Raw genomic sequence first — 26,481 nt, 5'->3', positions numbered from 1 at the left:
TTGAACGTTAGGCTCAATACTCCTGACTTATTCAAGGCTGTACCCATGACCGCAACAACTGAATACAAAGGGCAACACTACGACATAATCAAAGCGCGGATCGATCCGGTATTTACCGATATGAAGCTGCATCACGGCGAAGCATTGAAAAAGATCAAACCGCGCCGTGAATCCTGGATGGTGCCGCAACTGGCCAGCGTCAACCGAAGCGCCTGGTCAGCCCGCAACGCTGCCGACAGGGCACTGGCCCGACTGAAAGACATTCACTCGTTTGCCGAACCGCTGCTGAAGGCCCGTTTGCTGGAACAAACCGGCATCGATGTCGATATCAGGAACACGTTTCTGATGCTGTACCGCGAAGCCAAATCACCCTGGTACGTGACAGAGACATTAAGTGGTTCAACCACAAGAAAAGTGTCATTGCTCGAAGCCGCACTGAACAACTTTTCCCATAACGAAACTTACGCGCCGAACTCCGCGTTTCTCGTCAAAAGAGAACATGTGAATGATCAGTACGATATTTCGCCACTGGATCGACTGATGACCGTTGCCCAGTTCCAGGCCCTGTGTCGCGAACTGGATATCGGCAGGCTTTATCAGGCACATCTTCAGGACATGCTGTTGAACGACGAGCCGACCGCACGCAGCTACGTGCAGTCACTGGTGGTGCAGAGCCAGAAGGCCGCACTCCGGGCGGCCGCACACATGGCGCTGGCAAAGCAAGACATCGACCGGGAAGGCCTGCAATTGATTCGTGCCCTGCTCGACGGTCGCGTGGCACTCAGGCTTGGCCGGCAGCCGATGCAAGCCTGCGAGCTGACCATCATGGACCTGAAGATTACCGGCATCCTGATCCTGCGCCCCGATCCGGAGCAACCACTGTCCTCGTCACGGATCATTGCCTACGTTCCGCACGACCCCGAACATCCGTTGAAGGAGTACGCCTCCCACTTTGAATTTCTCACGGAGCTGACCCGCCAGTTGCAGAAGAACGACACGCTGCCGTCCACCGGGGGCAGTTACTGGCAGTTCTTCAGCCAGTTTGTCGATCACCACCAGCGCGGGCATTTCTTCGCCGACCTCAAGCAGCGTCTGCTGCATGTGAAATGGTATCCACACGAACGCGGCGATCCACGACCTTCCTGGCGCGAAACACCGGTCAGCAACCCCAACCTGCAATACGGTGCGACACCGGTCAGCGGAGCCTTGTGGGACACGCTCTATCAGCGCCAGCTCGACAAAATCCTCAACGATGCGCGCAACATCGCCGTACCGACCGCGGACGCTGACCAGAACGCTCGCGCCGACTGGTGGGCAAACGTCTTCAGGATCGTCCAGGACATCCTGAACGTGGCAGTGATGGTGGTCGCGCCATTCACTCCGGTTGTTGGCCTTGCGATGCTGGGCTACACCGCCTGGCAATTGACCAACGAGGTCATCGAAGGGGTGGTGGATCTGACACTGGGCCATTGGGAAGAGGCGGCGGAGCATGTGGTGGGGGTGGTCAACGATGTCCTGCAACTGGCGGCTTTCGCCAGCGGCGCCCTGGTCGCCAGGCCGTTGCTGCTGAAGTTGTCGCCGCTGGTTGAAAACATGAAAGCCGTACGCTCGTTCGATGGCAGCACGCGCTTGTGGCACCCGGATCTCAAACCGTACGAGCAGTCGCAACTGACGCTACCGGGTGGATCAAAACCTGATGCTCTGGGCCTGCATCAACATGCGGGCAAGACCGTTCTGCCGTTGGAGGGCAAGCACTATGCGGTCAGGTTTGATCGCAACAGTGGTCACTATCGTGTCGAGCACCCTTCCCGACCGCAGGCTTACTCACCACGACTGCAACACAACGGTCGGGGAGCCTGGATTCACGAGGCCGAGTCGCCCCATGAGTGGGAAGGCGCGCGCCTGATGCGCCGGATGGGTCACTCGGTCGACGGTTTGAGTGACGCCGAGCTGGAACGAATACGCCGCGTCAGTGGCACGCCGTTCGACGCGCTGCGCCGGATGCATGTGGAAAACAGCCCGCCACCGCCGTTGCTGGACGATACGCTCACTCGCTTCAAGACCTGGCAGGAAGCCAAAAACGTCGGTGAGCTCATTCGTACCGGGCAACCGCTCTATCCAGAATCACACTGGTTCGACCGGATAGTCCCTGACATGCCTGGCTGGCCTGCCGACAAGGCCCTGAAGGTCTGGCAAAACAATGATCTGACCGGCGCCTACCGGCAATACGGCAATTCCCAGGCTTCTGACGGTCAGACACTGTCCATCGGCATTGCCGATGTAATGGACAACAAACTCGCTGAACGGCTGGTGGACTTTCTCGGTGATGCCGACATGCAATCCCTGCTCGGCGGGAACTACCCGAAAGCCCGACGGGCGCAAATCTTGCGCAACCACCTGGCCGATATCGTGCGAACCCGTGAACACGACATCTTCGATTATCACTACCGCTTCAAGAATCGCACTGTCGATACGCTGGCCCAGTTGATCCAGCGCCGGTTCCCGCACTTGTCCGCACGGCTTGCCGATTCGGTGGCCAGCGAAGCGACAGCTGCCGAACACAGCATCATGACCGAGCAGCAACGCATTCCCCTGCGTCTGAAAAGTCAGGCTCGCGAAATCGACTTCGAGGTTCTGGCAACCCGGGCCAATGAGGGCGTACAGGACCCTGCATTGTTTACTCCCGACACCGAACGGCTCGTCCTCAATACCTTGAAGGTTTACACCAACGCCTTCGAAAACTTGCGCATCGAGGTGCGAGAAGGTACTCACAACGGCCCGTTGCGGTGCAGCGCCGGCCGAGAGGATGCCGCCACGATGCACAGGCTGATCAGGAATGAACACGGCCGTTATGAAGTGCATGACCGCGCCGACAACAGGCTCCAGGAGGCCAGCGATTTCTATGAAGCCGTTCTGTCGGCCATTCCCGAAACCAGGCGCACGGCATTGGGCTACCGCACAGGTCAAGGGAGAATGCTCAAGCGATGGGTGATGGAGTTGACCGAGACACCAGCCGAGCGTCGGATTGTGCTGGCGAGCCCTCCCATCCGCCCGTTCGTGCCGCTGGAAACCGAATTGTTGTTGCGTGGCCCGAGACTGTCCAAGGCACCGCTGACCGTGGAAGAGAAAGTCAGAAACCTCTACCCGCATTTCAGTGAAACAGAGGTGGCGACGTTCACCCGGTCATTGCACGGCACCGGGGATGCCCACTGGAAAGTCGAACGGTTGGAGCATGAACTCAAAAAACTGAAGGAAATACTCGAATCCTGGGAACATAAATTCCGGGCAGAAGGTGCGCCGGTTGACTTCGAAAGCATGGGGGTGCCGCAAACCTACTGGGAATATCGACGCAAGGGCGGGCGCTTCGTCGCCGACCGTTTGCTGGAGTGTTTCGAACGCAGATCCGAGGTGTTCCAGGAGCGCAGCACCAGCCTTGAGAGCGGGTACGCGCTGGACTTGTCGAAAGAGATGCTGCCCCATGACCTACAACACTGGTGGGGGCAGTTGCCCGACGGCCTCAAACCCTGGCTCGATCAGGTCACGACATTGAACCTGGACGGTCAGAGGTTCTCTTCGGCCTCCAACGGGCTGTTGAAAGATTTCCCTCAGTTGCGTCAACTGAGCGCCAGACACTGCGACCTCAAGACCCTGCCGGCCAGCATCGGGCAGATGCCGCGTCTGGAAACCCTGCGCCTGAGCAACAATCAGCTGCAACTGACGCCCGCCAATGCGCAGCAGTTGAACACACTGACACGCCTGGAAACCCTGCGTCTGGACAACAACCCCGTCAGCATACCCCTGTCGGTCGGGCGCATGCCGAGGTTGCGTGTTCTGAGTCTGATCAATACGCAGATCGACGCCTGGCCACTGGGCCTCTTCGATGTACCCCGCTCCCGAGGATTCTTTCTCGATCTGGGCAACAATCCGCTCAGATATATCCCCGAAGTACGGCCCGGTTCCAATGAGGCTTACCTGATCGCACGCACGCGTGTTCACCTGGAGCAACTGGCCAGACGGGCACGCTCCACTTACGAAGGCTATCGCAGATCCGTCGGGCTGCGTCCGTCACAGAGTTACGCGACCGTTGCCGAAGACTTGCTGGAACAATGGCCCGTTTCCGTGGACACCGCACTGGCTGATGAAACGCCCGGCATCGGGGCGCTTCGTCCGGAATCGTGGCACGATCTGGCAAGTGAACCCGGCTCCGACGGATTCTTCCAGGTACTGCAGGGGCTGACCCGTTCTGCCGATTACGAACAGGGCGGCGAGGCACTGGATCAGTTGACCGACCGTGTCTGGCGAATGATCGACGCCATGGACATCGACACCCGACTGCGCGAAGAGCTGTTCCTGATGTCGACCGATCCCGAAGGCTGCGAAGATGCCGGGGCACAGTTGTTCAACAGCATGGGAATACGCGTACTGGAGTCGGAGGCACGTACTTTTTCCAGTTCTCCCGAGGAGCTTGAACGCCGATTGGTGACACTGGCCAAAGGTGCTGCGCGACTCAGGCAGGTCAATGAGATTGCCCGGGCCGATATCGCCGCCCGGCAGGGCGAACCCGACGAGGTGGAAGTCCATCTGGCCTATGAGACCGGCCTGGCCAGACGGCTTGAACTGCCCTGGCAATCCGAAGCGATGAGATTCCGTCAGGTCGCCGGGGTCAGCGATGCAACCATCGATGCCGCCTACGACCGGATCATCGACGATGAAGCCGGCGACGGACTGGTGGAGCAGATGCTCGAACAGCCATTCTGGGATCGTTATCTGCGGGAAACCTGGTCCGGGGAGCTTGCGGCCAATACCCGCCGGTTTCAGGAAAAAGCCGATCTGCTGATCGACCTGCAAACAGCCCAGGAGCGCTGGGTCGAGTCGGCCGACCGTTCACCGCCACTCAGGCAGGCACTCGCCGAACTGGCGCGTCGGCTGTCCATACCGGACGCTGTCGTCTTCACGCCGGAAAAAATGAGCCAGCAGACCTTCGACCGGTTGCTGGAGGACTTGGGCAAGCAGGAGAAAGCGTTGAACAGAAGGTTGACACGCGAAGCGATGACACGCGCAGGCATCTGACCCCTGGAATGGCATCCTGAAGACAATCCCTCCTGGTTGTCTTCAGGACTTGCGCTACACCTCCGAATCCCAGATCACCGTGACATTACCGGCGTAACGTCTGGCCTGGCCGGGCTGCAGCATCTGTTCGACGTAGTCCCTGGGGATTTCGAAATGCAGCGTGCCCGGCGCCCGGTCCAGAAACCGGCCCGGCTGAAATCCCGGGACATTCGGACTTGCCGACAACGGCCGACGGCGCACCGGCTGGCCCGCACTGTCGGTGATGCTGTCGGGCAGACTGATGCTGACGAATACCTGCGCCTGCGTGGCACCGCCCTCCGAATCCCGTAACCCGCAGGACTGTGCACCGCCGTACTGACATTCCAGGAACATCTTGAACCGCGACGAGGAAGAAATATTGAAGGTCTGGTCGCGAAACAACCGCGCCGGTTTTCGCCCCTGCTGCAACCAGGCCAGCCAGCCGCCCTCGGGCACCAGCACCACTTTGTTGCCGCCGGGGGGAATATCGACTTTCAGGACATGCTGGACATCCAGCACGAATCTGAAGGTCACGTCCGAGCCGTCCGGGAGCAGATTGTCACCGGCGTCGATGTCCATGCCCGGCCCGACACCGTAAGCCAGCTGACCGGTGTACAGGCCGGCGGACATCTTCAACGGGTCCGGCATGCGCAATTCGTAGCCCACGTCCAGGTAGCCATAGGACATCCAGGGAATCATGAACGCGGCCCGTTTGGCGCAGATGCCTTCGGCCGGCGTCTTCCAGAAGAAGCGGAAAAAGTCCGGTCCGTGAGACGGCATCGCCCCGGGCCGGCAAGGCAGCGGCGCGACGCCCCAACTGGTGCCCCACAGTTTGTAGTGCGCCTGTTGGTCGTCGGTTTCGCCGGTCAGGTTGGCGGCCGTGTCGCTCAGTACGTACTGGGAACCGAACCCGCCGATGCGCATGTCCACCGTCGCGGTCTCGCCGGTGAAGACGTTGGTGACCATCAGGCTGCGCCACTGCGCCGGCATGTTGAACATCGCGCCGTTGCGCTCGGATGAACCCGGCTCCAGTGCCTGTACCGAAGCGAACCGCAGCGGCAGGCGAACGCCCGACAACGGCTTGCAATCATTGGGATAGGTGGCGCAGTAACCACTCTGCGGCGTCTGGTTGATGAACGCATTGGCCTGCGGATTGGCAGGGTCCGGAACGTAGACCGCCCTGATCTCCTGAGTCACCGCGCATGCGGTCGAACAGATGAACCAGCCGTAAAGGGCGACCGGCCACTTTGCCTTGCTTGATGTGTTGGATGTTCGCAGCCCTGAAACCATTACCAGCTCCTTGCTCAGCAATCGGTCTTGTTGTTGGTTCAACGATCACCCCGTCGGGGCTGCCACATTGAAAATGATGTTGACGGTGCCGTAGTAGTCGCCCGGTGTATAACCGTCGGGATGGACCCGTGGCTCGATCTCCAGGCGCACCCTCTTGCCCGCTACGGCCTCCTCGCGGGACACCACCGGAATCGGCACCGGATGATGGCTCAGCTCCGTGCCGTTGAAGGTGACACGCAGGCTGATGTCATCCCGCGAATCCTGGCCGCTGGAGAGAATGGGGAAACTTTCGAGACGGGCTTCGATGGCACTGCTGTCGGTGCGTACATCGAAGTTCTTGCGCAAGCCGCCAAGGGTCGAAGTGGCAATGTCCCAAGGCAGTGTCTGCTGATGATGTATCCAGTCCGGTTCGCTCGGTATCACATAAAATTCCAGGGTCGGAATGTCCACCGAGACTTCAAAGATGTGTTTCTCCTGCGCCGCGAAGGCTCCGCCGGTCATCGGCACCGAGACGCCCACGGACACGGCAATCACCGCTTGCTTGATCATTTCACTTCCCTTTGCTTCGATAGAAAAGCCGCCTCCCTGACGACTGTGCGGACCGGCGACGGTCGCGATCTTTCCTTGTATCCATCCGCAAACGGATACCGATCAACGACCGCCTCTTGTTACTCTCCCGGGGCTCTGGCGTTGAAAAGCACCAGAACGTTGCCGAAATACTCTCCTGCCTTGTAACCGCCGACGGGTTTGACCGGATCGATCTCCAGCGGCACTCGCTTGCCTGTCGCGGCTTCCTCTTTCGACAGCACCTGACGGAACGAGGGGTCGGCACTCAGCTCTACGTTGTTGAAGCGTACGCGCAGATCGATGTTCTCTCCGGGCCTGCCCGTCGACAGGTACGGCGCACTTTCCAGACGTGCTTCGATGGCGCTGGTGTCATGCCGCACATCGAAACTCTTGCTGAAACCGCCGAGGCTCGAATCCGGGTAGTTCCAGAGCAGAACCTGAGGTCTGTGGATCCAGTCCGGTTCCGACGGCAGGATATAAAACGACCGACTGGGGATCGTCAGCGTGACTTCGAATTCCAGCGTTTCCCGCGCCGCCCAGGCGATGCTCACGTTCAATGCGCTGATTGCCGCCAGAACGGCAACTACAAAATGTCTGTTCATGGGGGTTCCGTTTGTCAGCGGCTGACGACCTTGAGATCCTGCCTGCGCTCGCCTTCCACGAGTTTGAAGCGATATTCGCGGCCCTTCTCCTTGTCGAAGGCAAACGTGCGGCCGGCCATGACGTGGTGTTTGACGGTCGCACCGCAGTCGGTTTCCTTGTCCAGCGAGCAGCTCTTGAATTCATCGACCACGACCACCGTGTTGCCGTTGTTGCGCACTTCATACCGATTGCCGGTGTCGTTGAGGACAGTGTCGTAGCGGGCATCTTTCGGCCGTACAAAAAACACCGTGCCGAATCCGGTCATCACGTTGACGCCCGCCGAGAGGGTCTTTTTGTAGTCCTCGCGCTCTTCGCCGGAGACCACGAAATCGTCTTCCTTCTCCGGCACCACCGGCACGAAACGCACCCGGAAATAGCGCTCCCGTTCGCGCTCGCCCATGTACAGCAGACGTGTGCCCTGCATGCCCTGGGCCGGGATGATCAGTCGCGCGGGACTGGCCATCAGGCCGTTACGCGACGCACCATCGGTGGCGGTGGCAACCGGAATTTCTTTCGGCTGGCCTTCGCCGTCGTAGACAATTTCCAGCACGTTGACCTTGACGAACGCAGTGCTGTCACCGCTGTTGAACACCCGTTTCAGATAGGTGCTTTTCTCGCCGTCCAGGTAGTCGTACACCGTGCCCACATTGATCTGCGGCCCGGCCTTGGCGGTAGTCCAGAGCCCTGCGCACAGCAACAGCAAAATCAGACGTGTCATCGTTTCAACCTCATGAAAATCGAAATGGCCCTGTGACAGGTGCTCATACTTCCGAATCAAAAATGATCGTGGCGTTACCCCACAGCGTGCCGTTCATGCCGGGTTTGAGAAAATCCAGATACCTGGGGGAAATGAAGAAGCGCAACATGCCCTGCTTGCGGTCGATGTAGCGGCTGGGTTCAAACGGGCCGAGCCAGGTGTTGTACTGAAGTGTGCCCGACCAGCCGTCGGTATTTCCGGGGCCTACGATGCCCGGCGGCATCGTGATTCGGACCTGAAACATGGAGTAGCCCACCTGATTGTTGCCAATACTGCAGTCCGAACCTCCCAGGGAACTGCAATGCAACATCACCTTGAACCGCGATGACGACGACAGGAAAAACGGTTGATTGCGAAAGATGTCGGTCGGCCTGCGACCATCGTTGATCCAGCGCTCCCAGCCGCCCGCCGGTTCCAGCGCAATCTTGTTTCCGCCAGGGGGCAGTTCGACTTTCAGTGTGTGCTGTACGTCGAGCACGAAATCCAGGGTCAGATTGCTGTCGTCCGGCACCATCATCGGGCCCATCTGGAAATCACCACCGGGACCAAGGGTGTAAGAGAGAGAACCTGTATAGAGCCCGGAGGACATGCCCAGAGGATTGGGTGTACGCAACTCGTAGGCGAAGTCGAGATTGTCGAAGGACATCGACGGAATCCGGTACGCCGCCACCTTGGTACACCATTCCTCTACGGGGGCTTTCCAGAAGAACTGGTAGGTGGTGGCCGAATAGAATCCCACTCCGCTGTACCGACAGGGAGCCGGCGCATAAACCCAGCTGTTGTTGCTCCAGAGTCTCTGGTGTCCCTCTAGAATGTCCGTCACTCCGACCAGGCTGGCCGCCGAGGCGCTCAGGGTGAACTTCGAGCCGATACCGGTGATTCGCACTTCAACGGTTTCCGACTCGCCCGTATCGCGATTGGTGACCGCCAATTGCCGCCAGTTGGCCGGCACCTTCAACATCATGGCGTCTGCGGGGGCACCGGGAACGATCGGACGGGTGGACTGGAACCGCACCGGCAACTGGATACTGAACATACCGATGCTTGCGCACTCATTCGGATTGATCGTGCAATACCCGCTGTTCGGGGTTTTGTTGACGAAGACATTTTTGTTCGGCTGCGAGGAGTCCGGCTGGAACAAGGCCCGGATTTCCTGGTTGATCGCCTGGGCCGACGACAGGTTCAGCAACGCGAGCAGCCCCAGCCAGTACGAAGTCTTTTTCATGGTCTCAACCCGCCTTCTGTTCGGTGGATGCGAGATCGGCCAGGGTGTCCGGCGTGCAGCGCAGGTCACCGATCATCAGCACATTGTTTTCGCTGCGATGGTCTTTCTCGTTGAGGCGGAACTGACACAGCAGGCTGTTTTCCCGACGCACTTCAAGGGTCGGGGAGCCGGCGTTCATTTCCATCGAGAAGAACCCGTCGACCTCAGTGACCCCGCGACTGGCGTGGTTGATCACGTGATGCCCTCGAAGCGGCCGGCCCTGTGCATCCACCAGACGGCCGAGCACAGTGAGGGTCTTCATCACCCGGATGTGCCGGTAGTCCACGCCGCCCTTGTTCAGGTGATAGCGGGTACGGGCCGGGGCGATGGTCGCAGCGGGCACATGGTTGCCCTCGAAGTCGAAGCTCACTGAGCTGTTCTGGTAAGCAGTCAGCGGGATGAAATTGCGCCCCGGCTTCAAGGCGGCACCGCCGCCACTGAGGTCGTCTGCACGCAGGGCGATGCCGTCGATGTCCGACTCCACATCGACGATCATGCCGGCCCCGCGCATCTCGTATTCGCTGGTCATCAGCATCTTTTCTCCGCCCATCACCAGAGTGCTGTCGAGGTTGAGGCCGCCGGTCAGCTTGTTGTTATAGGACGAACGCTGGACGAACCCGTCGCCATTGACCGTGTCGGTGCGGAAGTTGGCCAGACTAGACAGGCCCATCCCATAGGTGTCGGTCAATGCCGTCACCGAAACGTTTTGCAGCACGTGATCCTTGAAGTCCTTGCGCCAGCCCAGCGAGGCGTTGTTGTCGCGGCCGCCATCGCGATCGGTGCGCGAACCGATGCTGCCGGTGAGTTGCTGACCCGGCCCGCCGATGGCCAGGTTCAGGCTCAGATCGACACCACGACTGCGATCGTCTCCGCTGCTGAAACTGCCCGGCCGGTCGAACAGCGACAGGCGCCAGTTGGCGTCGTTGCCGAACAGCACCGCACGCCGGTTCCAGCCCAGATCCACGCCGACGCCTTCGACATTGCCCTCACTGTGGGCGACCCGCGCATTGAAAGAGTTGCGTTGATCGAGGCGATGGTTAATCGCCAGCGACGAGTTGCTGGTCTGGCCGACGAACACATTGCGTTGGCGCACGCGCGTACCGTCGGGCAGGGTGTCGTATTGATAGGTGGTGTCCAGCCAGCTGCGGTTATGGCTGAGGATCAGGCTGCCGGCGCCGTAGTTGTAGAGGCTTTGCAGATCCAGCCCCGTGCCGTAATCCCGGGTCTGGTAGACGTTGGCATACAGACTGAGATGGTTGGCCAGGGTCCAGTCGATGGACGTGCCGTACTGCAGTTTTTCCCGGATCTGGCGTGCCGACAGCCCAAGAATCACCCGCGGATGCGCCAGGTAGTTGATAGACGCGCCTGCCGTGGGACTGCCGCTGGCCTGTTGATCCCAGTTGCTGAGCAGCTTGCTCTCTTCACCGGCGAACAGGTTGTAGCGCCAGCGCTCGTCGAGGTTGCGCCAGTTGTTCGGTTTGTAGACCAGCTCCTGGGTAGTGGAGGTGACCTGTCCGTCTTCGATCAGCCGCACTTCCACTTCATAGATACCGCCAGGCAATGGCCGGGTGTCCAGGGTCTGTAACCCGGCGGGCACCGACTGGGTATTGATCAGCAGGCCGTCACGATAGATTTCCACTGAACCCTGACGGTTGGCGGTGACATAAATCGGGTAGACGCTGGGCATCGCATTGTTGATGGCCAGACTGTCGGAGCTGCCGTACATCACACCGACCGCCGTATCGGGGCTGGTGCCGAATGTGCGCGGCTGACGGGTCAGACCTTCGGAATTGGGGGTGAAATAGCCCAGGCGAAAGAAGCTGCCTTGCAGCTCGCGCTGGGTGTAAAGCTCGTGCACGGCGTGGTACAGCTTGTCGTCGGGGCCACCCATGCGCGCCAGTTGCATGTTGAATGTCTGACTCCAGTTGCCCAGGCTGCCACTGGCCTCCAGGCCATAGCGCCCGCCCAGGTCCTGATCCTGACCACCATTGAGGTTGAGCTGGTTGCGCACCATCAGGCCGCTGCTGCCTTCCAGAGGCTGATCGTGAAAACGCTTGGCCTCGAGATCGCGCTCGGCATGGCGGGTGAGGATCGAGACCAGGGAGCTTTCCAGGTTGTAATGCACTGCCAGCACGTCATTCGGGCACGTACCGCTGCAATCGCCCAAGGGCACGCCGGGCTTGAGATACGCCGCCCATTGCTCCCGCTCGGCCGGGCTGTAGCGGTTTTCGCTGGTATCGGTGAATTCGAGCAGGGTGATGCGGTCATCGCGTGACAGCACCACCAGAGCTTCGCCCAAAGGCTGCTGGTCAAGCTCGACCCGCACGGCCAGGGGTACGTCAAAGAAATGCTCCTCGAAATCCGCCGGCAAACCTTTGGCTTGCGCCAGCAGACTGCGGGGTGTCGAACCCGCGGAAACAGGGGCCGCCGTCGCACCGGTACAAAACAGCAGCGCAAGCGCGACCGCGATGGGTGTCATCGGGAACATGAACTCTTACTCTGATTGCGAACAAGTTGAAGTCCGGCGGGACATTCGGGGAATGGTTGTCCCGCCGGGAAACGCTACCGGGCAGTCAGCGCGGATCGCCCGATCAAGGCGTGAGGACGGGTGGTACGGCGTCGAAGGTCATCGCGACAGTACCAGTGTAATCACCCGGGTTGAACGTGGTGCCCTTGGCGCTGATCTTCAGCGGTGCGCGATAGTTCACATCGGACTCGGACTCTCCCACGACCATTTGCGGAGTCTGGGTCAGAACCTTGTTGTTGAACGAAACTTCCAGCGCGATGGTGTCGCTTCCGTAGATCAATTGCGGAACACTTTCCAGGCTGGCGTGAACCGAACCGTTGTTGTTGCGCACGTCAAAGAAGCCGTTGATATCACGCATCTTGCCGGTGCTTGGCTGATAGCTCATGTCCTGGTCCTTGTTGACCAGATCCGCATCGGTCGGCACCACGTAGAAACCATTGGTCGGCACATGGGCGATGAGGTTGATGGAGTGGCGCGCTTCACCGGCAGCGAAGGTCACGGAAGAGCCCAGGGCCAGGGCGGCGAGAGAAGCGGTGATTGCGATTTTCTTGAACATCGATCAGTACCTGTTTTCTTTTTAAGGAATCGAAACATTGAAGTTCAGGTCACACCGGCCGATTAGGCCTGAAACACGGAAGTTCAACGCCGGGGCATGATCAACGCTTGCCAACAGGATGTAAGCAGGCAACTTCCCACGAACTTGTAGTTCAACAACCTCGCAACTCGAAAGAAAAAACATCGAAAAACACGAATTTTAAAAAGTGACTGTAAGCAATACCTTACCCACAGTTTTAAAGAAAAAACGTTACAGCACTTTCAACAACATCAGCCGGTACTTTCTCTGCTTTTTAGAATATAAGCTCGACTATCAATAGAGTGATAGCTTTAACTTCATGGTTATTCTTTTCTGGATGAGTCAATCCTCCATTTTCATGCCGCTGCCCTCCTCCCGCGCTCGCTGACCACTCGTCAGCTGCCATTTCCTCTCGGGCAAAAAAGCCTTGCCCAGTCGTAAAGATATATCTTACGTTGTATCTAAACATGACGAGAGAAGACTGAAATGAGAGACCATCATTCCCCCCTCCGCGACCACGGCGACAGCCGGGACGGCTTCGAAAAACGCCACGGCCGCGAGCGCGGCGGACGCGGCCCGCGGGTATTCGCCCCCGGCGATCTGAAATTGCTGCTGCTGGCATTGATCGCCGAGCAGCCATGCCACGGCTACGACCTGATCCGCCAGATCGAAACCATGTTCGATGGCGCCTACAGCCCCAGCCCCGGCGTGATCTACCCGACCCTGACGTTCCTCGAAGAAAGCGAAATGATCACCGGCGATGCCGAGGGCGGCAAAAAGCGTTACGCAATCACCGATGCCGGTCGCCAATCGCTGAGCGAACAAGCGGTGGCCCTCGACGGCGTGCGCATGCGTATCGACGTCAGCAAGCGCTCATTGCGCGGCCACGACCGGCCGCCGGAAATCCATGAAGCGGTGCACAACCTGCGCCACGCCTTGCAGATGCACCACGGGCGCTGGAGCCCGGAAGAAATCCTGCGCGTTCGCGACCTGCTCAACGACACCGCCAAAGCCATCGTCGACGGCCCCGCCGTTCAACCTGCTCCGGAGAAAGCCGAATGACTGAAGTCCAGACCCAAGGCATCCACCGTGTGATGCATGAAATCAAACGCCGCCGACTGGAAGTTTTGCGCGTGGTCGACCTGACCCCACGCATGCGCCGCATCACCCTCGGCGGGCCGGAACTGGCCGGGTTCGTCAGCCTCGGCACTGACGACCACGTCAAACTGCTGTTCCCGCAGAACGCCGAACAGGCTGCCGCGCTGGAAACTCTGGTGCTCGGCGCCGGCAAGAGCGACGTGCCATTGCCCGAGATGCGCGACTACACCCCGCGTCGCTATGACCTCGACAAACTTGAACTGGACATCGACTTCGTCCTGCACGGCGACGGCCCTGCCTCGACCTGGGCCGAACAGGCGAAACCGGGGCAGTTCCTGCACATCGGCGGCCCGCGCGGCTCGATGATCGTGCCGGATATCTTCGACAGCTACCTGCTGATCGGCGACGAAACCGCCCTGCCCGCCATCGCCCGCCGCCTCGAAGGCCTGGCGGCCAATCGCAAGGCGCTGGTGGTGGTCGAAGTGGAAAACGGCAAGGAGCAGCAAGCGCTGGAAAGCGCGGCACAGGTCAACGTGATCTGGGTGTTGCGCGGTGCGAACAAGGACAGCCTGCTGACCACCGTGAAGCAGTTGCAGGTGCCCAAGGGCAATCTGTATGCGTGGGTCGCGACGGAAACGAAAGTCTCGCGGCAGATCCGCCGGGTGCTGCTCGATGAGCACGGGCTGGACGAGCAGTTCGTCAAAGCCGTCGGTTACTGGCGAGCCGAAGGCTCCGAAGAAGAGTGAATAGGAGCGGCGGCGCTGCTAAAGGCGCCGCCCTTGCCAACGATCAATCCCGATCACCAGCAACGCAATCAGCACAAATCCCGCCAGAATCCCCCCGGCATTGACGAACACCTGTGGATAACCCAGCAGCGCCACGTCAATGAACGGGTAGGCGTATGCCCCCAGCAGATGCCCGCGCAACAGCGCATAAGCGAAGTACACCAGCGGATAGATCAGCCACAGCGGCAGGTGCTTCAGACGCAAGCTGCCCTTCGGCACGCACACCCACCAATAGGCCAGAAACAGCAGCGGCATCACGTCGTGGAGCAATTCGTCAGCGATAAACTGCCAGCCCTGCGGATGCCACAGATGTCGCAGCAGAATGCTGTAGGCCAGGCCCACCACGGCAATGCTGACGGCAATCCCGCTGCTGACCCAGGGTTGCAGAAACCAGCGCCGTGCAGCGGATTCGCGATCCGTCACCGCGCAGGTCAGCACCACCGCCACCAGGCTGTTGGTGATCACGGTGAAGTAACTGAAGAAACTCACCAGCCCGCCCAGCAGACTGGCGCCGACACTCAGGCGTGCGAAGAAAATCAGGTACAGCTGAATCCCCAGCCCGGCCCAGCCCAGCACCGCAACTGAAGTGATCAGGCGTCGCCGCAGCACGGCGTTCATCTCAGAGCGGACGCTTGGTGCGCATCAGCTTCACGTACAGACGCTCGACCTTTTCCCGCGCCCATGGCGTCTTGCGCAAAAAGGTCAGGCTCGACTTGATGGTCGGATCGCTCTTGAAGCAGCGGATGTCGATGCGTTCGGCCAGGCCCGACCATTCGTAGTGGGTCACCAGTGCATTGAGGATCTGTTCGAGGGTCACGCCGTGCAGCGGATCGGGGTTGTGGTCGTTCATGCCGGGCCTTTGGGCGAAGTGAAAATGCAGAAGCCGCGCACCTTAGCCGAGGGGCTGTGCCGGTGGAAGGCCTTCCTTCAAATGTAGGTGAACCGCGCAAGATCGCAGGCTCGATCAACCCCGGCAATGTGATCGATTGCCGCACTGTTACCGAATCCGAAAGGGTCCATGTCTGCAAAAGCACTTTGTGTTTTTGTAACAGGACATTATCCTGCCGCCCTTCTGCTGAATCGCTTCACTGCCTGCGTCAAATCGTAGCGGTCAGCCCGTCCCCCAAAAAAGATCAAGAAAGACCATTTCATGCCCGATTTTCCGTTCTCCCGAGACAGCGCTATCTCAACCCTGCGCCTGATCGGCGGCTGCACCGCCCTTGGCCTCGCCACCTGCACCCAGGCCGCTCCGGCCTTCGACAGTGAATCACCGTACATGCTCGGTGACTGGAACGGCACCCGCAGCGAACTCTCGGCGAAAGGCATCGACTTCAAGCTCGATTACACCGGCGAAATGGGCAGCAACCTGCACGGCGGCTACGACCACGACCGCACCGCGCGCTACAGCGATCAATGGGGCCTCGGCACTCATCTGGATCTGCAAAAACTGCTGGGCTGGAACGACGCCGAATTCCAGTTGACCGTGACCAAGCGCAGCGGCAACAACATCAGCAACGACCGCATCAACGACCCGCGCGTCGGCGGCTTCACTTCGGCCCAGGAAGTCTGGGGCCGTGGCCAGACCACCCGCCTGACACAGATGTGGTACCAGCAGAAATTCTTCGATCAGAAGCTCGACATCAAGGTCGGCCGCTTCGGTGAAGGCGAAGACTTCAACAGCTTCCCGTGCGACTTCCAGAACCTGGCGTTCTGCGGCTCCCAGGTCGGCAACTGGGTCGGCGGCATCTGGTACAACTGGCCGGTCAGCCAATGGGCGCTGCGCGTCAAATATCACCTGACGCCGGAGCTGTACGCACAGGTTGGCGCCTACGAGCAGAACCCGTCGAACCTTGATCGTGGCAACGGCTTCAAGCTCAGCGGCAGCGGCACCCAGGGCGCGATCCTGCCGGTGGAACTGGTGTGGACACCGAAGCTCAACGGCCTGCCGGGCGAGTACCGCGCCGGTTACTACTACAGCAACGCCAAGGCCACCGACGCCTATAAAGACAGCAACGGCCAGCCAGCAGCCCTGAGCGGCGAAGCCTATCGCAGCGCTTCGAGCAAGCACGGCGTGTGGCTCGGCGTGCAGCAGCAGATCACCAGCGTCGCCAGCGACAACTCCCGTGGCCTGAGCGTGTTCGCCAACGGCACGATGCACGACAAGAAGACCAACGCCATCGACAACTACGTGCAGGCCGGCGTGGTCTACAAAGGCCTGTTCGACGCCCGCGCCAAAGACGACATCGGCTTCGCCCTGGCCCGCGTCCACGTCAACCCGGCCTACCGCAAGAACGCCGAGGCGACCAATCAGGCCCGCGCGGTCTACGACTACGACGATCCGTCCTACCTGCCGCCGCAGGACACCGAATACAGCGCCGAACTCTATTACGGCGTGCACGTCACCAATTGGCTGACCGTGCGCCCGAACCTGCAATACATCCGCCATCCGGGCGGTGTGGACAAGGTCGATGACGCGCTGATCGGCGGGATCAAGATCCAGTCGTCGTTCTGACCCGATGCGGGCCGCTCAGGCCTGCAGATGAAATTCGATAGCAAGACAAGTTTTTATCTGAACCATGCCCGCGCCCAATCGTCATCTACAGTGACTACAGCGCGGGACTACTTGAAACGTCACGGAGAACCACACTATGAGCACCGAAAGTGCTTCGAGTCGAGGCCGTCTGCTTCCGAGCCTGCTCGGCATTCTGCTTCTACTGATGGGCCTGGCCATGCTGGCCGGGGGAATCAAGCTGAGCACGCTCGGCGGCTCGCTGTACTACCTGCTGGCCGGTATCGGCATCACGCTGACCGGCATTCTGTTGCTGATGCGTCGTCGCGCAGCACTGGGCCTGTACGCCATCGTGCTGTTTGCCAGCACCGTCTGGGCGCTCTGGGAAGTCGGCCTGGACTGGTGGCAACTGGTGCCACGTCTGGCCCTGTGGTTTGTCGTCGGTTTCGTGATGCTGCTGCCGTGGTTCCGTCGTCCGCTGCTGCTCAACGGTCCTGCACCGATGGGCACCGGCGGCCTGACCGTAGCCGTGGTGCTGGCCGGCCTCACCGCTCTGGCCAGCCTGTTTACCCACCCGGGCGAAACCTTCGGTGAACTGGGTCGCGACACCGCCGACACCACCAGCACCGCGCCAGCCATGCCCGACGGCGACTGGCAGGCCTATGGCCGCACCGAGTTCGGTGACCGCTACTCGCCACTGAAGCAGATCACCCCGGCCAACGTCGGCAAGCTGCAGGAAGCCTGGCGCATCCAGACCGGCGACCTGCCGACCGCCGATGACCCGGTGGAGCTGACCAACGAAAACACCCCGCTGAAAGCCAACGGCATGCTCTATGCCTGCACCGCTCACAGCAAAGTGCTGGCGCTGGACCCGGACACCGGCAAGGAACTGTGGCGCTTCGACCCGCAGATCAAGAGCCCGGTCGGCTTCAAGGGCTTCGCCCACATGACCTGCCGTGGCGTGTCGTACTACGACGAAGCCGCTTACGCCAAGTCTGAAAACGCTGCGTCCGCCGTCATCTCCGAGGCCGGCAAAGCCGTCGCCCAGGCCTGCCCGCGTCGCCTGTATCTGCCAACCGCCGATGCACGCCTGATCGCACTGAACGCCGACACCGGCAAGATCTGCGAAGGCTTCGGCAACAAAGGCGTGGTCGACCTGACCCAAGGCATCGGCCCGTTCACCGCCGGAGGCTACTACTCCACCTCGCCAGCCGCGATCACTCGTGATCTGGTGATCATGGGCGGTCACGTCACCGACAACGAATCGACCAACGAGCCATCGGGCGTGATCCGCGCCTTCGACGTGCGCGACGGTCACCTGGTGTGGAACTGGGACAGCGACAAGCCGGACGCCACCGAGCCTTTGGCCCCGGGCCAGATCTACAGCCGCAACTCGGCCAACATGTGGTCGCTGGCCAGCGTCGATGAAAAACTCGGCATGGTTTACCTGCCACTGGGCAACCAGACCCCGGACCAGTGGGGCGCCGACCGCACCCCGGGCGCCGAGAAATTCAGCGCCGGTGTAGTCGCTCTGGACCTGGCCACCGGTAAAGTGCGCTGGAACTACCAGTTCACCCACCACGACCTGTGGGACATGGACGTCGGCAGCCAGCCAACCCTGCTGGACATGAAAACCGCCGACGGCATCAAGCCTGCGCTGATCGCCCCGACCAAACAGGGCAGCCTGTACGTCCTCGACCGTCGTGACGGCACGCCGATCATCCCGATCCGCGAGATCCCGGTTCCGCAAGGCGCCGTGAAAGGCGACCACACCGCACCGACCCAGGCCCGTTCGGACCTGAACCTGCTGGCCCCGGAACTGACCGAAAAAGCCATGTGGGGCGCCAGCCCGTTCGACCAGATGCTGTGCCGCATCCAGTTCAAGGAACTGCGCTACGAAGGTCAGTACACACCTCCGTCGGAACAGGGCAGCCTGATCTATCCGGGTAACGTCGGCGTGTTCAACTGGGGCGGTGTTTCTGTCGACCCGGTTCGCCAGATGCTGTTCACCAGCCCGAACTACATGGCCTTCGTCTCGAAGATGATCCCGCGTGCCGAAGTGGCCGCCGACAGCAAGCGTGAAAGCGAAACTGCCGGTATCCAGCCAAACACCGGTGCGCCATACGCGGTGACCATGCACCCGTTCATGTCGCCACTGGGCGTACCGTGCCAGGCCCCGGCCTGGGGCTACGTCGCCGGTATTGACCTGACCACCGGCAAAGTCGTGTGGAAACGCAAGAACGGCACCAGCCGCGACAGCTCGCCAATCCCGATCGGCTTCACCCTGGGCGTGCCAAGCATGGGCGGTTCGATCGTGACTGCGGGCGGCGTCGGCTTCCTCAGCGGCACCCTCGACCAGTACCTGCGCGCCTACGACGTGAACACTGGTAAGGAGCTGTGGAAATCCCGTCTGCCTGCTGGCGGCCAGGCGACCCCGATGACCTACACTGGCAAGGACGGCAAGCAATACGTCCTGCTCGTGGTGGGTGGTCACGGTTCGCTGGGCACCAAGATGGGTGACTATGTGATTGCGTACAAACTGCCGGAATAAGTTTTAGCGGCGGTAAAGAGAAAGGCGATGCCCTGTGAGGGGTGTCGCCTTTTTTGTGGGCTGCGCTTTTTTACACGGAGTGTTTATGTCCTACAGACGGGGTGTTTGCAGGGGATGTTTCTGACATGTCGCGTCGGTTGTCCCTAGGAAACGGGGTGGATAGGCTTTGGGGGTCGCTGCAAATTCAGCGATGGGGCGTCGCGGCCCGATAACTGATGCATAATCGCCAACCTCACGGCACCTCGGTGCCTGTTGTTTGTGTCATGGCGGCTGTGCGCGGGATACCTTCTCTGGAGGTATGCCGATTCCTCAGTTATCGGTCCGCGAACCCGCGTACAGCTGCCACCTCAGATTGCGTCGCGGCAATTGAAGGCAGCTCCAATTTCACCAACTGAGTATTCACCATGAAAAAACCAACACCCAATCCCCCCGAATCAAACGACGCATCGCCCTACGAATCGCCAGATTCCAAAAAACTCCACGAAGCCGCCGAGCGCGCCCTCGACCACTACCTGAAACCCAACGCCACCACCCTGCGCTTCCATAAACCCAGCACCATGTTCCAGGTCGCACCCGATCAGGACAGCGAAAGCCTGCTGGTCCACGCCTGCGAATCACTGGCACAGGCCAACCTCATGACCAGCGACATCGCCGCACACATCGACCTCCCGCAGCGGCGGACAATCCTGGCCATTCAGCAAATCATCATGCTGGCCGAGCTGGCGGTGAATCGGGTGCTGGATAACGTCGAAGTACAGCGTTACCCAACACACAGCTGAGCCGCCCTGACGAAACCGACCTGCCAGCGACAGACTGTATTCGCTGGCAGCTCGATAGGGACGCAGAGCGTCCCGGGCTGCATTCCCACACAGAGCGTGGGAACGATCAAGTTACAGCCATGCGCGGGAGGGCCTACGCCTTGCCAGGTTCCATTCCCCGGTCGACCAACCCGCGCATGGCGCCCAAAACAAACCGGATGAGCGTTAGCTCGACAACGCTTTTGATCTTGATCCACCCGCCCCTTCGGAAGGCTGAGTGGAGGTGTTCATCCGGGGATTGGCGCGCAGCGCCGTTTGGCGAAGCCGAACTCATCGACGAAGTCGATGCCCCCGGAGGGATGCCGGAGCGAAGGGACCCGAGCTTGCGAGGGCCGAACGCCGGGGCGAGACCTTTTGGTTCCTTTTGGGGCGTTTGCCAAAAGGGACTCGCTGTAAAAGCGAAACCGCCAGCGAGCGCACCCGCAGAAACGGATATTCACCCCAAACACCCAGAGCATGGTCGGCCCAGAGGCCGCCAAGTCCAAAACCCTGTCAAAACCCTGAACACACAACCAGAAACACCCACCCCCATTGAAACCACCAAAACCCTGCCCCATCTAAGACCCATACCCCATTGCGCAGGTGCCCCATGAGCGACCAGCAAGAATTCCCCGAGAACCCCGACGACATCACCGAAACCGACGCCGAACACATCGAACACCACGTCCCCGGCAAAGGCCTCGCCCTGCCCGGCCAGAACCTGCCGGACAAGGTCTACATCATCCCGATCCACAACCGCCCGTTCTTCCCGGCCCAGGTCCTGCCGGTCATCGTCAACGAAGAACCCTGGGCCGAAACCCTCGAACTGGTCAGCAAATCCGAACACCACTCCCTGGCCCTGTTCTTCATGGACACGCCCCAGGAAGACCCGCGCCACTTCGATACCAAGGCATTGCCGCAATACGGCACCCTGGTCAAGGTGCACCACGCCAGCCGCGAAAACGGCAAACTGCAATTCGTAGCCCAGGGCCTGAGCCGTGTGCGCATCAAGACCTGGCTCAAACACCATCGCCCGCCGTATCTCGTTGAAGTCGAATACCCGCACCAGCCCACCGAGCCGACCGACGAGGTCAAGGCCTACGGCATGGCGCTGATCAACGCGATCAAGGAACTGCTGCCGCTCAACCCGCTGTACAGCGAAGAGCTGAAGAACTACCTCAACCGCTTCAGCCCCAACGATCCGTCGCCGCTGACCGACTTCGCCGCCGCCCTGACCTCCGCCACCGGCCCCGAGCTGCAGGAAGTGCTCGACTGCGTGCCGATGCTCAAGCGCATGGAAAAAGTCCTGCCGATGCTGCGCAAGGAAGTCGAAGTCGCGCGCCTGCAAAAAGAAATTTCCGCCGAAGTGAACCGCAAGATCGGCGAGCACCAGCGCGAGTTTTTCCTCAAGGAACAGCTCAAGGTCATCCAGCAAGAGCTGGGCCTGACCAAAGACGACCGCAGCGCCGACCTCGAGCAGTTCGAGCAGCGCCTGGAAGGCAAAGTCCTGCCGACCCAGGTGCAGAAGCGCCTCGAAGAAGAAATGAACAAACTGTCGATCCTCGAAACCGGATCGCCGGAGTACGCGGTCACCCGCAACTACCTCGACTGGGCGACCTCGGTGCCGTGGGGCGTGTACGGCGAGGACAAGCTCGACCTCAAGCACGCGCGCAAGGTGCTGGACAAACACCACGCCGGCCTCGATGACATCAAGGATCGCATCCTCGAATTCCTCGCCGTCGGTGCCTATAAAGGCGAAATCAGCGGTTCCATCGTGCTGCTGGTGGGCCCGCCGGGCGTGGGTAAAACCAGCGTCGGCAAGTCCATCGCCGAATCCCTCGGCCGGCCGTTCTACCGCTTCAGCCTCGGCGGCATGCGCGACGAAGCCGAGATCAAGGGCCACCGCCGCACCTACATCGGCGCGCAACCGGGCAAACTCGTGCAGGCGTTGAAAGACGTCGAAGTGATGAACCCGGTGATCATGCTCGACGAGATCGACAAAATGGGCCAGAGCTACCAGGGCGACCCGGCCTCGGCGCTGCTGGAAACGCTGGATCCGGAACAGAACGTCGAATTCCTCGACCACTATCTGGACCTGCGGATGGACCTGTCGAAAGTCCTGTTCGTCTGCACTGCCAACACTCTGGATTCGATTCCCGGCCCGTTGCTGGACCGAATGGAAGTGATTCGCCTGTCGGGTTACATCACCGAAGAAAAAGTCGCCATCGCCAAGCGTCACCTGTGGCCGAAACTGCTGGAAAAGGCCGGCGTGTCCAAGGGCAGCCTGAGCATCAGCGACAGCGCCCTCAAAGCCCTGATCGACGGCTACGCCCGTGAAGCCGGCGTGCGCCAGCTGGAAAAACAGATGGGCAAACTGGTGCGCAAAGCAGTGATGAAGCTGATCGACGACCCGAAAGCGGTGATCAAGCTCGGGCCGAAAGACCTCGAAGCGTCCCTCGGCCATCCGGTGTTCCGCAACGAACAAGTGCTTTCCGGCACCGGCGTAATCACTGGCCTGGCGTGGACCAGCATGGGCGGCGCGACCCTGCCGATCGAGGCCACGCGGATTCATACCCTGAATCGTGGCTTCAAGCTCACCGGGCAACTGGGCGATGTGATGAAGGAGTCGGCGGAGATCGCCTACAGCTACGTCAGCTCGCACCTCAAATCCTTCGGTGGCGATCCGAAATTCTTCGACGAGGCTTTCGTCCACCTGCACGTACCGGAAGGCGCGACCCCGAAGGACGGCCCGAGCGCCGGCGTGACCATGGCCAGTGCCCTGCTTTCGCTCGCCCGCAACCAGCCGCCGAAAAAAGGCGTGGCGATGACCGGTGAACTGACGCTGACCGGACATGTACTGCCGATTGGCGGGGTGCGCGAGAAGGTGATTGCGGCGCGGCGGCAGAAGATTTTTGAATTGATTCTGCCGGAGCCGAATCGCGGCAACTTTGAGGAACTGCCGGATTACCTGAAGGAAGGGATCACCGTGCATTTCGCCAAGAAGTTTGCGGATGTGGCGAAGGTGCTTTTCTGAAAGCTCAGTAGCGCCTGCTCGCGGAGGCGTCGTCACAAACGACGCCTCCGCTGCTGTCACACTTTGTCTCATCTTCAGTTATGCTCGCCGTTCGTCGCCAACGCCGGAGCCACTGAGCCTATGTCCCCCACTCGCCTGTTTGTCCCCCTGTCCCTCGCCCTGCTGGCCGCCTGCGCCACGCAACCGAAAACCAACGTGACCGTGGAAAAACAGAGCGAATGCCCGGTGCGGCTGACCAACGGCCAGAACCTGACCGTCATACTGCCAAGCAACCCCACCACCGGCTATCGCTGGGCCATCCAGGACTCGGCCGGCGGCGTGTTGCATGCGCTGAGTCCCGAGGTCTACAGCAGCCCGAAAGATTCCGGCATGGTCGGCGCGGGCGGTTTCTCCACCTGGCGCTTCCAGGCCTTTGCCACCGGCACCGGGCGCCTGCGCCTGACATCGCAGCAACCCTGGGAGCCTGAAGTCGAGCCGGTGGAAACCTTCGACTGCGCGATCTCGGTGAACTGATCGTGGGCTGGCTGATCCTCGCGCTGATGGGCGCAGCGACCTTTCTCTATGGCGTCAGCACCCACGCGGCGTTGCTTTGCCTGCTGGTCAAACCGTTGCCGGTGCTGGCACTGCTGGGTTGGCTGCACGATGCACCGCCGAGTGACTATCGCCGCTGGATCAGCCTCGGTCTGATTTTCTCTTTGCTCGGCGATGTGTTGCTGGCATGGCCGGGAGATTTGTTCGTGTTTGGCCTGGGTGCTTTTCTGATCGCGCATCTGGCGTATCTCAAGGCTTACCTGAGCGATTGCCGGCGTCTGGCCCTGCTACCGCTGATCCTTGCCGTTGGCGTTGGCGCAATCCTGCTCGGCATCCTGATTTCCAGCGGACTCGGACCGTTGACCGTGCCGGTGATCGTCTACGGCACCGCCATCAGCGCCATGCTCTGGCGTGCCTTGGCCCGCCTCGGCAGCGGCGTACCTCAACGTTCGGCACTGCTGGCGGCGGGCGGCGCGGTGGCGTTCGTGTTCTCCGACAGCGTGATCGGCATCGACCGCTTCGTTGCTCCATTCCACGCTGCCCCCTACGTCATCATCCTCAGCTACTGGCTGGGGCAGTGGGGCATCGCCGCCTCGGCATTTTCCCAGAGCAAACGCCCGGTCCTTTGATCGGGCGGTTTATCAGACAACCCGCGCATCTGCGCGCCACTTTGGCTAAAATGCCGGCCTTTTCATCGACACCGCCGGAACCGCCGTGAGCAAAGAACCCGATCGCATTTTCGCCCAGCCGATGGCCCAGGTGCCTGACTTCGCCTTCAACGAGGACGTGGTGCGGGTGTTCCCGGACATGATCAAGCGTTCGGTGCCCGGTTATCCGACCATCGTCGAGAACCTCGGCGTGCTTGCGGCGCAGTTCGCCCAGCCGAACAGCGTGCTCTACGACCTTGGTGCTTCGCTGGGTGCCGTGACCCAGGCCCTGCGTCGCCATGTGCGCACTGATGGTTGCCGGGTGATCGCGGTGGATAACTCGGCGGCGATGGTCGAGCGCTGCCGCGAGTACCTCAACGGTCAGGACTCGATGTTCCAGGAGCTGCTGCCGGTCGAGGTGATCGAAGGCGACATCCTCGCCCTCGACTTCAAACCGGCCTCGGTAGTGGCGCTGAACTTCACCCTGCAATTCATCGCCCCGGAGCAGCGCACGGCGTTGCTCTCGCGCATTCGCCAATCGCTGCTGCCGGGCGGCGCGCTGATTCTGTCGGAGAAGCTGCGCTTCAACGATGCCGAAGAACACGCGCTGCTGACCGACCTGCACGTGGCGTTCAAACGCGCCAACGGCTACAGCGAACTGGAAATCGCCCAGAAGCGCAGCGCCATCGAAAACGTCATGAAGCCCGACAGCCTCGAAGAACACCGCGAGCGCCTGCTGGCCGCCGGGTTCTCGAAAGTCGTGCCGTGGTTCCAGTGTCTTAACTTTGCCTCGTTGATCGCCTTGCCATGATTGATCTGTCCCCCCTCGCCCGCCGTTTGGCTGGCACGCCGCTGGCCGAATGGGCCAACACCCTGCAAGCACAACTCGACAAGAAAATGGAGAAAGGCCACGGCGATCTGGAGCGCTGGCAAAGTGCGCTGGACGCCTTGCCGAAGATCCAGCCAAGCGAAGTAGACCTGCTCAACGGCCTGAAGCTGGACACCGATTGCGACGACGAAACCCGCGCACAGATGCGTATCGCACTGATGGGCCTGTCGCCGTGGCGCAAAGGGCCGTTCGATCTGTTTGGCGTGCACGTCGACACCGAATGGCGCTCGGACTGGAAATGGTCGCGGGTCGCTCCGCATCTGGATCTGAAGGGCAAGCGCATCCTCGATGTCGGTTGCGGCAACGGCTATTACATGTGGCGCATGCTCGGCGCAGGTGCCGACAGCGTGATCGGCGTCGATCCGAACTGGCTGTTTTTCTGCCAGTTCCAGGCCGTACAGCGTTATCTGTCAGAGCCGAATGCCTGGCACCTGCCGTTCCCGTTCGAAGACCTGCCGCCGAATCTGGAAGGCTTCGACACGGTGTTTTCCATGGGCGTGTTCTATCACCGCCGTTCGCCGATCGAGCATTTGCTGGCGCTGAAGGATTGCCTGGTGAAGGGCGGCGAACTGGTGCTGGAGACGCTGGTGGTCGAGGGCGACAAGCATCAGGTGCTGGTGCCGGAAGACCGTTATGCGCAGATGCGTAACGTGTGGTTTTTGCCGTCGGTGCCGGCGCTGGAGTTGTGGTTGCGACGTGCGGGTTTTACTGACATTCGTTGCGTGGATGTCAGCATGACAACGGTCGATGAGCAGCGCGGGACCGAGTGGATGAAGTATCAGTCGTTGAGCGATTTCCTCGATCCGCAAGATCACAGCAAGACGATCGAAGGGCTGCCGGCGCCGATGCGGGCGGTGATTGTCGCGAAGAAGTAAATCTTCCGAACACCACAAAAACCTGTGGGAGCGAGCTTGCTCGCGATAGCGGTTTG

General features: G+C 60.7%; 20 protein-coding genes. 11 read left to right on the top strand and 9 right to left on the bottom strand.

The window, feature by feature from the left end:
• Positions 1 to 45 precede the first annotated feature (45 nt).
• On the top strand, positions 46 to 5,070 hold the full coding sequence (locus CAG02_RS13125) for an NEL-type E3 ubiquitin ligase domain-containing protein (protein ID WP_085709434.1): 5,025 nt from the start codon (positions 46 to 48) through the stop codon (positions 5,068 to 5,070).
• Positions 5,071 to 5,124: 54 nt separating this feature from the next.
• On the opposite strand, the gene CAG02_RS13120 is transcribed toward CAG02_RS13125, so the two are convergent.
• The 7 genes from CAG02_RS13120 to CAG02_RS13090 form a co-directional block, all read right to left on the bottom strand.
• Positions 5,125 to 6,378: a hypothetical protein gene (locus CAG02_RS13120; RefSeq protein ID WP_085709433.1), complete on the bottom strand. Its 1,254-nt coding sequence runs from the start codon at positions 6,376 to 6,378 to the stop codon at positions 5,125 to 5,127.
• Positions 6,379 to 6,423: 45 nt separating this feature from the next.
• The gene (locus CAG02_RS13115) at positions 6,424 to 6,927 is read right to left on the bottom strand and encodes a CS1 type fimbrial major subunit (protein WP_085709432.1); all 504 of its coding nucleotides are present in this window, start codon (positions 6,925 to 6,927) and stop codon (positions 6,424 to 6,426) included.
• Between the two features lie 119 nt (positions 6,928 to 7,046).
• Positions 7,047 to 7,547, bottom strand: a complete 501-nt coding sequence (locus CAG02_RS13110; protein ID WP_085709431.1) for a fimbrial assembly protein — start codon at positions 7,545 to 7,547, stop codon at positions 7,047 to 7,049.
• 14 nt (positions 7,548 to 7,561) lie between these two features.
• Entirely contained in the window at positions 7,562 to 8,305 is a 744-nt protein-coding gene (locus CAG02_RS13105; protein ID WP_085709430.1) for a pilus assembly protein, read from the bottom strand.
• Positions 8,306 to 8,348: 43 nt separating this feature from the next.
• The gene (locus CAG02_RS13100; protein WP_085709429.1) at positions 8,349 to 9,569 is read right to left on the bottom strand and encodes a hypothetical protein; all 1,221 of its coding nucleotides are present in this window, start codon (positions 9,567 to 9,569) and stop codon (positions 8,349 to 8,351) included.
• A 4-nt stretch (positions 9,570 to 9,573) separates the two neighbouring features.
• The gene (locus CAG02_RS13095; RefSeq protein ID WP_085709428.1) at positions 9,574 to 12,096 is read right to left on the bottom strand and encodes a TcfC E-set like domain-containing protein; all 2,523 of its coding nucleotides are present in this window, start codon (positions 12,094 to 12,096) and stop codon (positions 9,574 to 9,576) included.
• A gap of 103 nt (positions 12,097 to 12,199) precedes the next feature.
• A complete protein-coding gene (locus CAG02_RS13090) occupies positions 12,200 to 12,691 on the bottom strand; it encodes a CS1 type fimbrial major subunit (protein WP_085709427.1) in 492 nt (163 codons plus the stop codon).
• A gap of 504 nt (positions 12,692 to 13,195) precedes the next feature.
• Here CAG02_RS13090 and CAG02_RS13085 point away from each other — a divergent pair.
• Entirely contained in the window at positions 13,196 to 13,771 is a 576-nt protein-coding gene (locus CAG02_RS13085; RefSeq protein WP_085709426.1) for a PadR family transcriptional regulator, read from the top strand.
• Positions 13,768 to 14,553 carry a siderophore-interacting protein gene (locus CAG02_RS13080; RefSeq protein ID WP_085709425.1) on the top strand — a complete coding sequence of 262 codons (786 nt, stop codon included), beginning with the start codon at positions 13,768 to 13,770 and terminating at the stop codon, positions 14,551 to 14,553. The genes CAG02_RS13085 and CAG02_RS13080 overlap by 4 nt, the downstream gene beginning before the upstream one ends.
• 18 nt (positions 14,554 to 14,571) lie before the next feature.
• On the opposite strand, the gene CAG02_RS13075 is transcribed toward CAG02_RS13080, so the two are convergent.
• Together CAG02_RS13075 and CAG02_RS13070 are read right to left on the bottom strand one after the other, a co-directional pair.
• A complete protein-coding gene (locus CAG02_RS13075; RefSeq protein WP_085709424.1) occupies positions 14,572 to 15,210 on the bottom strand; it encodes a Pr6Pr family membrane protein in 639 nt (212 codons plus the stop codon).
• Between the two features lies 1 nt (position 15,211).
• Positions 15,212 to 15,442: a VF530 family DNA-binding protein gene (locus CAG02_RS13070; protein WP_007956650.1), complete on the bottom strand. Its 231-nt coding sequence runs from the start codon at positions 15,440 to 15,442 to the stop codon at positions 15,212 to 15,214.
• 300 nt (positions 15,443 to 15,742) lie between these two features.
• On the opposite strand from CAG02_RS13070, the gene CAG02_RS13065 reads away from it, so the two are divergent.
• From CAG02_RS13065 to cmoB, 8 genes are all read left to right on the top strand, one after another.
• Positions 15,743 to 17,104: a carbohydrate porin gene (locus CAG02_RS13065; protein WP_085709423.1), complete on the top strand. Its 1,362-nt coding sequence runs from the start codon at positions 15,743 to 15,745 to the stop codon at positions 17,102 to 17,104.
• 136 nt (positions 17,105 to 17,240) lie between these two features.
• On the top strand, positions 17,241 to 19,652 hold the full coding sequence (locus CAG02_RS13060; protein ID WP_085709422.1) for a glucose/quinate/shikimate family membrane-bound PQQ-dependent dehydrogenase: 2,412 nt from the start codon (positions 17,241 to 17,243) through the stop codon (positions 19,650 to 19,652).
• Between the two features lie 404 nt (positions 19,653 to 20,056).
• Positions 20,057 to 20,431 carry a DUF6124 family protein gene (locus CAG02_RS13055; protein WP_065258705.1) on the top strand — a complete coding sequence of 125 codons (375 nt, stop codon included), beginning with the start codon at positions 20,057 to 20,059 and terminating at the stop codon, positions 20,429 to 20,431.
• 628 nt (positions 20,432 to 21,059) lie between these two features.
• Entirely contained in the window at positions 21,060 to 23,483 is a 2,424-nt protein-coding gene (gene lon / locus CAG02_RS13050) for an endopeptidase La (RefSeq protein WP_085709421.1), read from the top strand.
• 120 nt (positions 23,484 to 23,603) lie between these two features.
• A complete protein-coding gene (locus tag CAG02_RS13045) occupies positions 23,604 to 23,996 on the top strand; it encodes a protease inhibitor I42 family protein (protein ID WP_085709420.1) in 393 nt (130 codons plus the stop codon).
• 2 nt (positions 23,997 to 23,998) lie between these two features.
• Positions 23,999 to 24,643 (top strand): lysoplasmalogenase, encoded by a 645-nt coding sequence (locus tag CAG02_RS13040; protein WP_170931594.1) that lies wholly within the window; start codon positions 23,999 to 24,001, stop codon positions 24,641 to 24,643.
• Positions 24,644 to 24,764: 121 nt separating this feature from the next.
• Positions 24,765 to 25,472: a carboxy-S-adenosyl-L-methionine synthase CmoA gene (gene cmoA, locus CAG02_RS13035; RefSeq protein ID WP_219737186.1), complete on the top strand. Its 708-nt coding sequence runs from the start codon at positions 24,765 to 24,767 to the stop codon at positions 25,470 to 25,472.
• Entirely contained in the window at positions 25,469 to 26,425 is a 957-nt protein-coding gene (gene cmoB / locus CAG02_RS13030) for a tRNA 5-methoxyuridine(34)/uridine 5-oxyacetic acid(34) synthase CmoB (RefSeq protein ID WP_085709418.1), read from the top strand. The genes cmoA and cmoB overlap by 4 nt, the downstream gene beginning before the upstream one ends.
• Positions 26,426 to 26,481: the final 56 nt, after the last annotated feature.

The organism is Pseudomonas sp. R43(2017) (genome assembly GCF_002112345.1).
Lineage (GTDB): Bacteria > Pseudomonadota > Gammaproteobacteria > Pseudomonadales > Pseudomonadaceae > Aquipseudomonas > Aquipseudomonas kribbensis.
Note: the sequence above shows the minus strand (reverse complement) of the source record. Positions and strands in the feature narration are given on the sequence as shown.